This is a genomic window from Aeromonas sp. 600282, assembly GCF_049175755.1.
Lineage (GTDB): Bacteria > Pseudomonadota > Gammaproteobacteria > Enterobacterales > Aeromonadaceae > Aeromonas > Aeromonas veronii_A.
The window spans coordinates 46,012-59,529 of the sequence record NZ_JAAKVR010000008.1 but is presented as its reverse complement, the minus strand read 5'-3'; the positions used below and the strand labels follow the sequence as shown (position 1 = coordinate 59,529).

The 13,518-nt window shown below is 59.8% G+C and carries 9 protein-coding genes; 2 read left to right on the top strand and 7 right to left on the bottom strand.

Features of this window, described 5'->3' with window-relative positions:
• Positions 1-8: 8 nt before the first annotated feature.
• The 4 genes from G5137_RS09575 to G5137_RS09560 form a co-directional block, all read right to left on the bottom strand.
• Positions 9-1,424 carry a glycoside hydrolase family 32 protein gene (locus G5137_RS09575; RefSeq protein ID WP_421255286.1) on the bottom strand — a complete coding sequence of 472 codons (1,416 nt, stop codon included), beginning with the start codon at positions 1,422-1,424 and terminating at the stop codon, positions 9-11.
• Positions 1,424-2,788, bottom strand: a complete 1,365-nt coding sequence (locus G5137_RS09570) for a sucrose-specific PTS transporter subunit IIBC (RefSeq protein WP_421255285.1) — start codon at positions 2,786-2,788, stop codon at positions 1,424-1,426. Before G5137_RS09570 ends, G5137_RS09575 begins: the two co-directional genes overlap by 1 nt.
• Before the next feature lie 83 nt (positions 2,789-2,871).
• Entirely contained in the window at positions 2,872-3,828 is a 957-nt protein-coding gene (locus G5137_RS09565; protein ID WP_421255284.1) for an aminoimidazole riboside kinase, read from the bottom strand.
• 115 nt (positions 3,829-3,943) lie between these two features.
• Positions 3,944-5,449, bottom strand: coding sequence for a carbohydrate porin (locus G5137_RS09560; protein WP_216954255.1), 1,506 nt, complete (start codon positions 5,447-5,449; stop codon positions 3,944-3,946).
• A 1,192-nt stretch (positions 5,450-6,641) separates the two neighbouring features.
• On the opposite strand from G5137_RS09560, the gene mgtE reads away from it, so the two are divergent.
• Complete coding sequence (gene mgtE, locus G5137_RS09555; RefSeq protein WP_216954257.1) at positions 6,642-8,021, top strand: magnesium transporter; 1,380 nt, start codon at positions 6,642-6,644, stop codon at positions 8,019-8,021.
• 115 nt (positions 8,022-8,136) lie between these two features.
• Here the strand turns inward: mgtE and dnaJ are convergent, their stop codons facing one another.
• The 3 genes from dnaJ to grpE form a co-directional block, all read right to left on the bottom strand.
• The gene (dnaJ, locus tag G5137_RS09550; protein WP_216954258.1) at positions 8,137-9,279 is read right to left on the bottom strand and encodes a molecular chaperone DnaJ; all 1,143 of its coding nucleotides are present in this window, start codon (positions 9,277-9,279) and stop codon (positions 8,137-8,139) included.
• Positions 9,280-9,380: 101 nt separating this feature from the next.
• Positions 9,381-11,309, bottom strand: a complete 1,929-nt coding sequence (gene dnaK / locus G5137_RS09545; protein WP_128836140.1) for a molecular chaperone DnaK — start codon at positions 11,307-11,309, stop codon at positions 9,381-9,383.
• A 268-nt stretch (positions 11,310-11,577) separates the two neighbouring features.
• Complete coding sequence (gene grpE, locus G5137_RS09540) at positions 11,578-12,153, bottom strand: nucleotide exchange factor GrpE (protein ID WP_164536416.1); 576 nt, start codon at positions 12,151-12,153, stop codon at positions 11,578-11,580.
• A gap of 291 nt (positions 12,154-12,444) precedes the next feature.
• On the opposite strand from grpE, the gene nadK reads away from it, so the two are divergent.
• Positions 12,445-13,329 (top strand): NAD(+) kinase, encoded by an 885-nt coding sequence (gene nadK / locus G5137_RS09535; RefSeq protein ID WP_005338038.1) that lies wholly within the window; start codon positions 12,445-12,447, stop codon positions 13,327-13,329.
• Positions 13,330-13,518 lie beyond the last annotated feature (189 nt).

The window sequence follows — 13,518 nt, the reverse complement described above, 5'->3', positions numbered from 1 at the left end:
GAACCGGGCTATTGTACTAGGCACGCCGACAGCGGCCAGTGATTGAGGCAAATTTTGCTGCCATCATCGCCGTTACCTGATGAAAGTTGCGGCTTTTCCCCGGGGAAGTAGCGCACCGACAGGCTGTGACGACCCTCATCGATAAAACACTCCAGACTGGAGCGATCGAACAGCACGGTGATCCGCCCGCCAGCCCATGGGCTGCTGCGGGTCTCCCACGCTCCGCTCTGCCAGTTCTGGCGCCGCAAGGTGAGGCGCCCCGGCTGCCACACCAGCTCGGCCACGGCGCCGAACCAGAGACTCCCCTCACCGCAGAGCTCCATATCGAGCCAGGCCGAGTCGATGGCCAGCCCCGGAAACTCGCCAAGCGTCCCCTCGAAACGGGTCAACTCTCCCTTCAATGCCGCGAGCTCGGCCACCGGCCGCTGGCAGAGCCACTCATCCTGCCAGAACAGCTCCCGCGGGCAGCTCATCTGGTGGATCCAGCCGTAAGCGACTGTGGGCTGGCTCATCTCGTTCTCCTCCGGCAGCCCCAGCCAACCAAACAAGAGGCGGCGCCCCTGACTGTCTCGGGTGGTTTGCGGCGCATAGAACTCGAAGCCCCGATCCAGCTCGTGGAAAGCCCCGTGCTCGAAGCGCTCGCCGTCGAAGTCACCCGCCAGCCAGCCGCACTGGTAGAGGTTGAGATAATCCTCTCCCTGTGGGGCAATCCCCTGCGGGCAGCTGATCAGCACATGGCGCTCCCCCAGCGGGAAGAGATCCGGGCACTCCCACATATAGCCAAACTCACCCAGCCCCCCTCGCCCGCTACCGGCGATGGGGCCCACCCGCTGCCAGCTTTGCAGGGTGTCGCCGCGATAGAGCAGCACTTCGCCCTTGTCATCCAGGGTGCGGGCCCCCAGCACCATCAGCCACTGCTGGCCGTCATGCCACACCTTGGGGTCGCGCACGTGGCCGCTGTAGCCTTCGGGCAGATCCAGCACAGGCCCCAGCTTGGCAAAACTACCCTCACCGTCGGCGCGGGCCAGACACTGATAGGCGGTGCGGCTGCCATCCGGGTATTTGACATTGCCGGTGTAGATAAGGGTCAGATGCCCCTGCTCGTCGCTCACCGCAGAGCCCGAATAGCAGCCGTGGCTCTCATAGGCTTCGGTGGGCAACAGCGCCACCGGCTCGTGCTGCCAATGCAGCAGATCGGTGGAAGTGACATGGCCCCAGCCCTTGTTGCGGTGCTCGCAACCGAGCGGGTTCCACTGGTAGAAGAGGTGGTAGCGCCCGCCGTGCTCGATGAAGCCGTTGGGATCGTTGAGCAGCCCCACCGGGGCTGCCAGGTGCCAGCGCGGCCGATGGGGATCGGCCGCCGCCTTGAGCTGTCCGGCCAGCAGCGACCGGACAATCTGGTTGAGAAGATCGCTTTCCTTCATCACTCCACCTTGTACTTGAGCAGGTAGGAAGCGGCGAAAGCGGCACCAAAGGCGATCACCAGCCCGATGATGTAATGAATAAGGCTCATGGGCTGGACGATGGCCATGCCGGGAATACCGGTCAGCCCCACCGCCGTCATCCCCACCTTGGCCGCCACCACGTAGGCGCCGCCGCAGGCCCCGCCAAACAGACCGGCGAGGAAGGGTTTGATGTAGCGCAGGTTCACCCCGAAGATGGCAGCCTCGGTGATGCCCAGCAGGCAGGACATGGCAGCCGGCACGGTAATGGCCTTGATCTTCACATCACGGGTCTTGAAGTAGACCGCGAGGCAAGCCCCGCCCTGCGCCACGTTGGCCATAGCCCAGATGGGCAGCAGGAAGTTGACGCCAATTTGCGGATTCGCCAGCAGCCCCGCCTCGATGGCGTGGAAGCTGTGGTGGATGCCGGTGATGACGATAAGCGAGTAAGTGCCGCCAAATACCAGCCCCGCCAGCCAGCCCGCCTGCTCATAGAGGGCGCTCAGACCGAACGAGATGCCATCCCCCAATACCCGACCCGCCGGGCCGATAAAGAGCAGTGCCACGAAACCGGTGATGATGACGGTCAAAAACGGGGTGAGGATCAGATCCAGCGCATCCGGAATGCGCTTGCGCAGCTGTTTCTCCAGATGGGACATAAACCAGACCGCCAAGAGCACCGGGAAGACGGTGCCCTGATAGCCGATCATCGCAACATCCAGCCCGAAGAAGTCCATGGTCTTGAAGCCACCGGCCACGCCCCAGGCGTTGGTCAGCGCCGGGTGGGTGAGGATGCCACCGAGGGTCGCCCCGAGATACGGATTGCCGCCAAACTCCCGCGCCGCCGTAAAGCCGATGAGGATCGGCAGTATGATAAAGGCCGCCGAGCTGAACATGTCGAGCATCACAAACAGGGCGCTGTCGGCATTGACCCAACCGTAGGTGCGCACCATGCCGAGCAGCCCCATCAGCAGGCCCGAGGCGACGATGGCCGGAATGATCGGCACGAAGATGTTGGAGAGGGTTCGCGCCAACCGCTGGGCCACGTTGAGCTTGGCCGCCGCCATGTCGGTCAGCTCCGCCTTGCTGGCGGTGCCGGTACCGGTCTGCGCCACAAACTCGGCATACACCTTGTTGACCAGACCGGTGCCGAAGATCACCTGAATTTGGCCCGCGTTGCTAAAGCACCCCTTGACCCCCTCCAGCTTGTCGATGGCGGCCTTGTTTACCTTGCTGTCATCGGCCAGCACCAGCCGCAACCGGGTGGCGCAGTGGGCAGCGCTGACGATGTTCTCCTTGCCCCCCAGCAGGGGCACCAGATCCTTGGCTATCGCACTGATATTCATATTCTTCCTCTTATGACCCGCCACGCTGGCGGGCCCTTGTCACATGAGAGTAGGGGCTGTCGAGCCGGGCTTCTAGCCTCAGCTCAACAGCCATCTGCGCTTGATCGCAAAAAGGCATCCAGTTCGGAGCGGGTCGGCAGCGCCGTCATCGCCCCCTTGGCGGTGGTGGCGAGCGCCCCGCAGCCGTGAGCCTGAGCCAGAATGGCGGGCAACTCGGCCAGCGTCGGCAGCGACGAACGCCCGGCCAGGGCCGCCAGCAGACCGGCGACGAAGGCATCCCCCGCCCCCGTGGTGTCGATGGGCGTAACTTTCTGCCCCACCCACTCCAGCAGCTCGCCACCCAGACGCGCCACCATACCGGCCGCCCCTCTGGTCACCAGCACCAGCGCCGGGCCAGAGAGAGTGGCGAGCCCGGCGGCCAGATCATCCTCACCGCTCAGCAGTTGCAGCTCCTCGATGGAGAGCTTGACCACATCCGCCTGTGCAATGGCCTGACGCACCAGCGGCAGCATCTCGGCGGGGTTGCCCCACACCTCGGGGCGCAGGTTGGGGTCGAAACAGACCCGCCCTCCTGCCGCCTTGATGTCCGCCATGGCCTGCAGGCAGCTGGTGCGTACCGGCTCGTTGGCGAGCGCGATGGAGCAGGTGAGCAGCCACTGACCGGCATCGAAGCGGGGCAACTCATTTGGGGTGAGGAACTGGTCGGCACTGGGGCGCACCATAAAGGTGAAGCTGCGCTCCCCCTCATCATCCAGTGCCACCAGCACGGTAGAGGTGCGATGGTCTGGATCGAGCCGCAGCGCGGCCACATCCACCCCCTCCCCGCTCAGGGTGTCGGCCATAAAGCGGCCGAACGGATCGGCACCGACCCGGCCGATAAAGGCCGCATCGCCACCCAGCCGTACCACACCAACCGCCACATTGGCGGGCGCGCCACCCGGACACTTGAGGTAGTGCAACGCCCCTTCCGGGATCAAGTCCACCACCGCATCCCCCATTACCCACACTCGATTCGTCACCTTGCTACTCCACTGCTGCATCGGATCCACGGTCAAACCCGAACTCTGTTCTGTTGGCTGGCATTATCAGCTAAACCGTTTTAGCCAACCAGCAGATCTCGGCACCGGTTGCCATTTTTGTGATCGGGATAACGAACTAGAACCAGGTTTCCATCTGCACACCAAAGTTCCACTCGCCACCGGCGGTGAAGTTGCTCTGGCCCATGGCATCGTCGCTGGCGTAGTTGTCGAGCTCGGAGGACCAGTCCATCCAGCTGGCGAACACCCTAAGCTCGGGACGTTCGAAGAAACCGGCGGTTTGCGCCTTGAAGGTGGGGGCGAAGGTGAGCTTGGTGAAGTTGCCGTTCACCGCCTGGCGTCCCTTGTAGCCCTTGGGATCGAGATCCATGTACTGCCAGGCCGCCTCGTAGACCAGCTCGACGTTCTGGCTCAGCACCTGCGCCACCCGGGTATTGAAGGTGAGCCAGCGGTACTCGTCCCCTTTCACGTAGCGATCCTGACTCTGCTCGGCCAGCAGGGCCGGGGCAAAACGCCAGCGCGGATTAAGATCGGTAGCGCCAAACACGGCGACCCGCACTGCATCGGCGTCCGGCAACAGCTCGCTGTCAGAGCCCAGCCCCTTGACCTCGGCCCCCAGCCCATGACCGTACAGCACCGCCGCCTTGGCAAAACCGGGGTTGAGGCCAAAGAAGCTCTCGCCGTGGTAGGCCAGCAGGGTGTGTGCCCCCTTGTCCGCCGCCTCGCTGCCCGCCCCCTTGTCATTGATGCGGGCGTCATTGTCCTTTGCCGAGAGACCGTTCACCATCCACTGCCAGTTACCGACGCGGTTGTTCATGGTGAGGATGTAGCTCTCGATATCGGAGAGACCGCTGGCGCTGATGTCGCCGTAATCGCGGCCATAGAGAGAGAAGTTGGCCTTCCAGCTATCGGCCAGCTGCACGTCGTAGACACCGCCGCCGGTACCGGCCAGGAACACCACGTCGGAATCGAGCCAGTGGATGTCAAAGTTGTCGCGATCAAAGCGCTTGCCCGCCCACAGCACCGCATTCTTGAAGGGGCCGTCGAAGCTCGCCAGATTGCCGATCTCGGCAAACACCTGACGGGTATTGAGGCTCGAATCGCTGGCGGTCCAGTCGTTGCTGGTCTCCACCCCGTCTGCCAGCATCAGCTTGTAGCGGGCCCAGCTGCCATCCTCGAAGGTCTGGGTTTTCAGCAGGTTGGCCTCCATATAGGTGTCATCCTCATTGCCAAGGCGACCGACGGCCCCGCCCACCGAACCGGCTGGCGTGATGTAGGGGCCGCCGCGCCCGCCGTTGCCATTGCCGTTGACCAACAGGCCCGAGCGGGCGTAGCCGTGAAACTCGAAGCCCTGGGCACCTGCTGTCTTCTCATCCATCTTCTGGCTGCGGTTGTCGGCCGCCTGCGCCTGCTCACTCGCCGCGCTCGCCTTCACTTCCGCCTGACTGGCACGGCTCTCTGCCGCCTCGGCTCTCGCTTCGGCTGCCTGTACCCGCGCCTCCAGCGCCGCCAATCTGGCCTCGACACTCTCACCTGCAATACTCGCCTGCGCCGCCCACAGCGGGCTGCTCATCCCCAATCCCAGCGCTACCGCCAGCGCCAACTTGCTCTTGAACATCATCATCTTCCTCACCTGTCATCTGTGGCCCGGACGGGCGCTGTTGTTATCGACAGCCAGAGCATAGCTAAACCAATTTAGCTAACTCAATATGACAACTAAACCGTTTCAGCAATAGTGTGAGCGGGATAACATTTGTACAGCAGGAATTGGCGGGAGTTGTGAGGAGGATCCCTCATCAGGATCCACTCAATAAGGCGGATCCCGATTCTGCGAGCAGCGACCCTGACAATGTGAATAGGAAGGGGGGCACCTCACCACCAACCGGATCAGGGTGCTGGCGATGGGTCTGCCAGGTATCGGCATACCCTATACGTCATTCTGTTGGTGGAGATTGTTACACGCATTACACCATCAGGTTCGGCTACAAAGCAGCGTAAATAATACCGATCACGCATGCGATATGGCTGAATACGCGACATTCCTGTCGTTCAATTACCAAAATATCAATAAAGATGTTTCTAAATGTTTCTGGCGGTGGATTAATTATTTACCAATAAGAACCATTCCAGTAGCATCGCAGCATTGATTAATAACGGAGACCATCAGTGGGCAATTCATCAGATGACAGTAGGTTGTTGAGCTCGTCAGCCAATACCTGAGTCGCGAGATCCCCGCAGATTGTTCTGCCGCTATCTCGCACTATGCGGAGAGCGGTTTATTTGCACCTGAGTGCAATTCCTTCCCTGTATTCACTCGATGTCTGTTACTGACGCCATCCAATGCTACAGACTGGATGCGTAAATAATGCCTGCATGGGTCTTCTCCTGATATCAGGGTCACCATGTCATTACCACTGTTACCTCATCACGCCATGTTTTTCCGCCTCTGGCGTGCGTCAACGATGGCGAACCTCTATCGCTGCAGGTCAGTAGCCACAAGGCTTTTGACAAGGTGGCATGGGAGATGGCAACAGCCGCTAGCCGGGCGACGACCGTCCCGCGATCCGCTCCACCTTCATTTACTTGTGCCGAGTGCAACACCTGTTCATTCCCCATGCGTGGCTATTGACGGGTAAGCATATGACGATTCTTTACATCAATCAGGAGGTGTGTCATGGACCCTGACCCTGGAGCCGGTATCGGCGACTAGTCCGGATTAATTTTCGGGCGTTATTTCCTTATCTATTTTTGCTGATGTGATGTCAGTCGGAATTCTATTTTCTATTTTCCAGGCTGATGTATTAAAGGATATATAAATGCAATACCAAGATATTCACCAACAACTGTATGTACTGCTGCAAAACAAGGATCGTATGGGGATCCAGAGCCTCAGCCTGAATATTCATGAGGTCGATCTGGCACAAGCGATAAACCGCCTGACAGATAAACATATTCATACCTTTCTCAATCTGGTTCCTGCATTGCGTGCCGCACGCATCTTCCGCCATCTGCCCAGCGATATTCAGGCCAGCCTGGTACGTTCCATGGCCAAGCCCCAATTGGAGGAGTTGTGTACCCGCCTATCCCCCGATGACAGAGCCGATCTCTACAATCGTCTGCCCGCAGCCTTGCGCCAGACCCTGCTCGATGCGATGACAGATGAAGAACGTGAGGATACGCAACGGTTGGCCTCTTACCCGGAAAACCTCGTCGGCTCCATCATGAGCTCGGATTGTGCCAGCCTGACGGCTGACATCACTGTGGGAGAGGGGCTGCAACGGCTGCGCAGCACTGCTGCCGACAGGGAGAGTATTTATACCCTGTATGTCGTGGATGAAATGCGCCGCCTCATCGGGGTTGTCTCCCTGCGCGAACTGTTTCTCGCCGACAGCAAAACCCCCATCTCGGCCATTATGCAGCGCGAGCTGGTGAGTATTCAGGCCGATGCCCCCAAAGGCGAAGCCGCGGAGATGATCGCCCGTTACAACCTGCTGGCCCTCCCCGTATTGAATCAGGATCAGCAGTTGCTCGGCATGGTGACCGTGGATGATGCAATGGATGTTGCCGAAGAGGAAGATGCCAACCGGATTGCCCGCTTCGGTGGTACGGCTGCGCTGGGAGGTCCCGAACTTGATCTTCGCGCATCCAGCACCTTTAACATGTTCAGCGCCCGATTCTTCTGGCTGGCGGTCTTGACCGTATTCGGCATACTGACCAGCAATCTGGTCGCCGCTCAGGAAGAACTCATCAGCGAAGTACTGATCCTCGCAGCCTTTATTGCCCCTATTATCGACATGGGGGGCAACTCGGGCAGCCAGTCGGCCACCTTGGTGATCCGGGCAATGGGCATGGGTCAGATCAAGCTGAGCATGCGTGACTTCTTTTTCGTGCTGCGGCGCGATCTGCCCGTCGCAATGGCTCTGGGGCTGGGTGTCGCCCTGCTGGAAGGGGTGATGGCATTCTGGAGCAAGAGCATCGGCTGGGACATCGTCATGATTGTCAGCCTCTCTGCCATGACGGTGACTGTGGTTGGCAGCCTGCTTGGTCTGGTCCTGCCGTTTGCCGCACGGAAGATGGGGACTGATCCGGCAACCCTCAGCTCCCCCATGCTCACCTCGATCATGGATCTGTTGGGCGTGCTGATCTATTTTGGTTTCGCCTATGCCTTCCTCGGTGGGTCACTGGCTGCTGCCTGACAGCGCACAGCAGATGGGGGCAGCCAAACCACCGCCATCTCCGATAGTTCAAGATAAGAGAGAGAGGGAGGCATCACGCCTCCCTCTCTCTTTATATCGACACGGGTCTATGCCATCACTTGGTCAGATCGTCGAAGAAGCGTTTCACCCCTTCGAAGAAGCCTTCCGATTTCGGCTTGTGGGTCTTGGCAGCGGCGCCGCTGAAGGATTCGTCCAGCTGGCGCAGCAGCTCTTTCTGCTGCTCGGTGAGGTTGACCGGCGTCTCGATCACCACCTTGCACATCAGATCCCCTACCTGACCGGAGCGCACGGACTTCACGCCCTTGCCGCGCATGCGGAACATCTTGCCAGTCTGGGTCTCCGGAGTGACCTTGAGCTTGACGCGGCCATCCAGGGTCGGTACTTCAATCTCGCCACCCAGCGCAGCTGCGGTGAAGCTGATGGGCACTTCGCAGTAGAGGTTGTTGCCGTCACGCACGAAAATTTCGTGCTCTTTGACGTGCACCTGTACGTAGAGATCCCCTGCCGGAGCTCCTGCTTCCCCCGCTTCCCCTTCGCCGGAGAGACGGATGCGATCGCCGGTATCGACGCCCGCCGGAATTTTTACCGACAGGGTCTTGGTGCGCTGGTAGCGACCTTCACCGTGACACTTGCGGCACGGATCCTTGATGATCTTGCCGCGGCCGTGACAGTGCGGACATGCCTGCTGTACCGCGAAGAAGCCCTGACGCATCTGCACCTGGCCGGAGCCGTGGCAGGTCGGGCAGGTCTGGGCACTGCTGCCGGTGTGGGCACCGGAGCCGTTACAGACTTCGCAGTGAACCAGAGTCGGCACCTTGATCTCCTTGGAGACCCCGCGTACCGCCTCTTCCAGCGTCAGCTCCATGGTGTAACGCAGGTCGGAGCCACGGGCCGGGCCACGACGAGCACCACCACGGCCACCGCCGAAGATGTCACCGAATACGTCACCAAACATGTCGGCGAAGTCGGCACCGCCGCCAAAGCCACCGTGGCCACCGCCACCCTGGCTCGGGTCGACACCGGCATGACCGTACTGGTCGTAACGGGCACGCAGGTTGGCATCGGTCAGGACCTCGTAGGCTTCCTTGACCTCTTTGAACTTCTCTTCGGATGCGGCATCACCCTGGTTACGATCCGGGTGATACTTCATGGCCAGGCGCTTGTACGCCTTCTTGATCTCGCGATCGTCGGCATCTTTCGCCACACCCAGTACTTCGTAGAAATCGCGCTTCGACATACTCATCCTGTGGTTACGCAGACGGGCGTTGGTTACCCAACGCCCGTGAATTCATTGACCAAGCCGATGGGCGAAGCGGACTCCGCCCATCTGGGTAGGGCTTACTTCTTGTCGTCTTTCACTTCTTCGAACTCGGCGTCGACTACGTCGTCGTCAGCCTTGGCAGAAGAGGAGGACTGACCGGCATCAGCACCGGCTGCACCCTGGGCCTGAGCCTGCTGCTGGGCAATTTCCATCAGCTTCTGGGACGCTTCCAGCAGAGCCTGCTGTTTGGCTTCGATGGCAGCCTTGTCGTCACCCTTGATGGCAACTTCCAGCTCGCTCAGAGCAGCTTCGATCTTGGTCTTGTCGTCGGCAGGCAGGGCTTCACCGGCTTCGGTGATCTGCTTGCGCACGGAGTGGACCAGACCATCAGCCTGGTTGCGAGCCTGTACCAGCTCTTCAAACTTCTTGTCTTCGGCCGCGTTGGCTTCAGCTTCGCGTACCATGCGCTCGATCTCGTCATCAGACAGACCAGAGGAGGCCTGGATGGTGATCTTCTGCTCTTTGTTGGTCTCTTTGTCTTTCGCAGAGACGTGCAGGATACCGTTGGCATCGATGTCGAAGGTCACTTCGATCTGCGGCAGACCACGCGGTGCCGGACGGATGCCTTCCAGGTTGAACTGGCCCAGAGACTTGTTGTCGCTGGCGCGCTTGCGCTCACCCTGCAGCACGTGAATGGTCACGGCAGACTGGTTGTCTTCGGCAGTGGAGAACACCTGGGACTTCTTGGTCGGGATAGTGGTGTTCTTCTCGATCAGCGCAGTCATCACGCTGCCCATGGTTTCGATACCCAGAGAGAGCGGGGTAACGTCCAGCAACAGTACGTCGGTCTTGTCACCGGACAGTACGGCGCCCTGGATGGCAGCACCCATGGCCACGGCTTCGTCCGGGTTGACGTCTTTACGCGGCTCTTTGCCAAAGAACTCGGCAACGGTCTTCTGAACCAGCGGCATACGGGTCTGACCACCGACCAGAATCACGTCGTCGATCTCGCCAACTGCCAGACCGGAGTCTTTCAGGGCGACACGAACCGGCTCCAGAGAGTCTTTCACCATGTCTTCTACCAGGGATTCCAGCTTGGCGCGGGTCACCTTGATGTTCATGTGCTTCGGACCGGTGGCATCTGCAGTGATGTACGGCAGGTTGACGTCGGTCTGCTGGGCAGAAGAGAGCTCGATCTTGGCTTTCTCGGCGGCATCTTTCAGACGCTGCAGAGCCAGCTGGTCGTTGCGCAGGTCGATGCCCTGCTCACGCTTGAACTCGTCTACCAGATAGTTGATGACGCGGTTGTCGAAGTCTTCACCACCCAGGTGGGTGTTACCGTTGGTCGCCAGTACTTCGAAGGTGGTTTCGCCTTCAACTTCGTCGATCTCGATAATGGAGATATCGAAAGTACCGCCACCCAGGTCATATACGGCAACCTTGCGCTCACCCTTGACCTTGTTCACGCCGTAAGCGAAAGCCGCTGCTGTCGGCTCGTTGATGATGCGTTTTACATCCAGACCGGCGATGCGACCGGCATCCTTGGTAGCCTGACGCTGGGCGTCGTTGAAGTAGGCCGGAACAGTGATAACGGCTTCGGTTACCGGCTCACCCAGATAGTCTTCGGCGGTCTTCTTCATCTTTTTCAGCACTTCGGCAGAGATCTGCGGCGGTGCCATTTTCTTGCCCTTCACCTCAACCCAGGCGTCACCGTTGTCGGCCTTGGCTATGGCGTACGGCATGATTTTCAGGTCACGCTGTACTTCGTCATCTTCAAAACGACGGCCGATCAGACGCTTGATGGCGAACAGGGTGTTTTTCGGGTTGGTGATGGCCTGACGCTTGGCCGGCTGACCAACCAGGATCTCGCCATCATCGGCATAGGCAATGATGGACGGAGTAGTACGATCGCCTTCTGCGTTCTCGATCACGCGAGCAGTGTCGCCGTCCAGAATGGCAACGCAGGAGTTGGTAGTACCCAGGTCAATACCGATGATTTTACCCATTTGAGAAATCTCCAAATACTTTGAATAAACTGGCGAGGAACTCGCCTTAATGCGTTAACGGCTAGGTGGGGCCTGCCAATCTGGCTTTCAAGCTCCCGGCATCAAAATTTTTGTGCCGCCGTGGCCTTGCATCCTATATGGGGTCGCAAGCGGCCACTTCAAGCCCTGCCCCGCAAAAACCCTACCTTTTGTCGTGATCAGTCCATGACAGACCAGACAGATAAACAAAAAGCCCGCCAAGCGGCGGGCCTGGGCATCAAGTGCCGACTCAGTCGGCGGCCTTGGATACCATGACCATGGCCGGACGGATCACGCGACCGTTCAGCTCATAGCCTTTCTGCATCACGGCAATCACGGTGTTCGGCGCCACATCGGCACTCGGCACCATGCTCATCGCCTGATGGGCATTCGGATCAAACGGCTGGTTGGTCGGATCCAGCGCAACCAGACCGAACTTGGCCACACCGCTCTGCATGGATTTGAGGGTCAGCTCGACACCTTCCACCATCGGCTTGAGGGCGTCGTTCTCCTTGTCGGCGAGCTCGATGGCGCGCTCCAGGTTGTCCAGCACCGGCAGCAGTTCATTGGCGAACTTCTCCAGAGCGAATTTGTGCGCCTTCTCCACATCCAGCTCGGTACGACGGCGCAGGTTCTCCATCTCGGCGGCGGTACGCAGGGCGCGTTCACGCTCTTCCGCCGCTTTTTGGATGGCGGTTTCCAGCTGCGCTTCCAGTTCGGCAATGCGGGCCTGCTCGGCTGTCACTTCACTGTCTACATCGGTCGGCTCGACTGGCTGGGCTTCCACTTGCTCCATCGCTTCAACCTTTTGCTCTTCGTGGTTCATGACATCTCCAATTCCGGGGTTACTTATGAGGGCCCTGACGTCTGGTTGAGCGACCGGACGACAACAGACCGACTATGTTGGCGCTATTATGGGGATGCATCCCCGGCTTTCAAGGGGTAAAGGGCAATCAGGGTTGCTGAATAGCCGCAACCGTCGGTTTATCCGGGTTACCGCTCACCGTTTAACCAGTAGCCTCAAGGGGATAGCCGGCCCCGTCACACGGGATAGCGTCACAAGCGGAGCAAAGCACTGTATACTGGCCCGCAATACCCATCCCAGATCTGACTGACTATGGATTCTCCGTTCAAAACCATCGCCCTGATTGGCAAACCCCACCATGAGGGGGCCAACCAGACGCTGACCGGCCTGCATCAATACCTGACCGCCCGCGGCTTTCGGGTACTGGTGGAGAGCCGGGTCGCCCAGACCCTGAGCATCCTCGATGAAAACGTGATGGATCTGGTACAACTGGGCCAGCAGGCCGATCTCGCCATCGTGGTCGGCGGTGACGGCAACATGCTGGGGGCGGCGCGGGTACTGTCACGCTTCGATGTGGCAGTGATCGGGGTCAACCGGGGTAACCTCGGCTTTCTGACCGATCTCTCGCCGCAGGATTACCTGCTGCCATTGGAGCAGGTGCTCTCCGGCCACTACAAGAGCGAACACCGCTTCCTGCTTGAGGCCTCGGTCTATCGCCACGGCGAGCGCAAGTCGAGCAATCTGGCGGTGAATGAAGCAGTGCTGCACCCGGGCAAGATCGCCCATATGATCGAGTTCGAGGTCTATATCGATGGCAGCTTTATGTATAGCCAGCGCTCGGACGGCATCATAGTCGCCACCCCGACCGGCTCCACCGCCTACTCCCTGTCAGCAGGTGGCGCCATCCTCACCCCCAAGCTCAACGCCATCACGCTGGTGCCCATGTTCCCGCACACCCTGAGCAGTCGCCCCATCGTACTCGATGCCGACAGCGAAGTACGGCTTCTGGTCTCGCCGGATAATCAGGACGATGCGATGCAGGTCAGCTGTGACGGTCAGGTGACCCTGGCGGTCCACCCGGGGGATGAGATCCTGATCAAGAAGAGCCACCATCAGCTTCATCTGGTGCATCCCCTCGACTACAGCTACTTCCACGTGCTGCGCAACAAGCTCGGCTGGGGCAGCAAGCTGTTTTAATCGGCGCTGACCGACAGCGGCATTGCCACAGAGGGCGCCTGAATTGGCGCCCTTCTCTTTTCTTTCGTGGCAACGTCCCCTGCACTCTCATATCCGTACCGCGCGTCAATGGTCCGTACCGCATTCTCATAGCCATACCACACAGGCTCCCCCTTCCTGTGTTAAAAATGGCGGCGCCCTCTTTACTGT

What these genes read in the sequence shown, in the direction of transcription:
- G5137_RS09575 (WP_421255286.1), bottom strand. Translation starts at nt 1,424, where the DNA reads ATGAAGGAAAGCGATCTTCTCAACCAGATTGTCCGGTCGCTGCTGGCC.
- G5137_RS09570 (WP_421255285.1), bottom strand. Translation starts at nt 2,788, where the DNA reads ATGAATATCAGTGCGATAGCCAAGGATCTGGTGCCCCTGCTGGGGGGC.
- G5137_RS09565 (WP_421255284.1), bottom strand. Translation starts at nt 3,828, where the DNA reads ATGCAGCAGTGGAGTAGCAAGGTGACGAATCGAGTGTGGGTAATGGGG.
- G5137_RS09560 (WP_216954255.1), bottom strand. Translation starts at nt 5,449, where the DNA reads ATGATGATGTTCAAGAGCAAGTTGGCGCTGGCGGTAGCGCTGGGATTG.
- mgtE (WP_216954257.1), top strand. Translation starts at nt 6,642, where the DNA reads ATGCAATACCAAGATATTCACCAACAACTGTATGTACTGCTGCAAAAC.
- dnaJ (WP_216954258.1), bottom strand. Translation starts at nt 9,279, where the DNA reads ATGTCGAAGCGCGATTTCTACGAAGTACTGGGTGTGGCGAAAGATGCC.
- dnaK (WP_128836140.1), bottom strand. Translation starts at nt 11,309, where the DNA reads ATGGGTAAAATCATCGGTATTGACCTGGGTACTACCAACTCCTGCGTT.
- grpE (WP_164536416.1), bottom strand. Translation starts at nt 12,153, where the DNA reads ATGAACCACGAAGAGCAAAAGGTTGAAGCGATGGAGCAAGTGGAAGCC.
- nadK (WP_005338038.1), top strand. Translation starts at nt 12,445, where the DNA reads ATGGATTCTCCGTTCAAAACCATCGCCCTGATTGGCAAACCCCACCAT.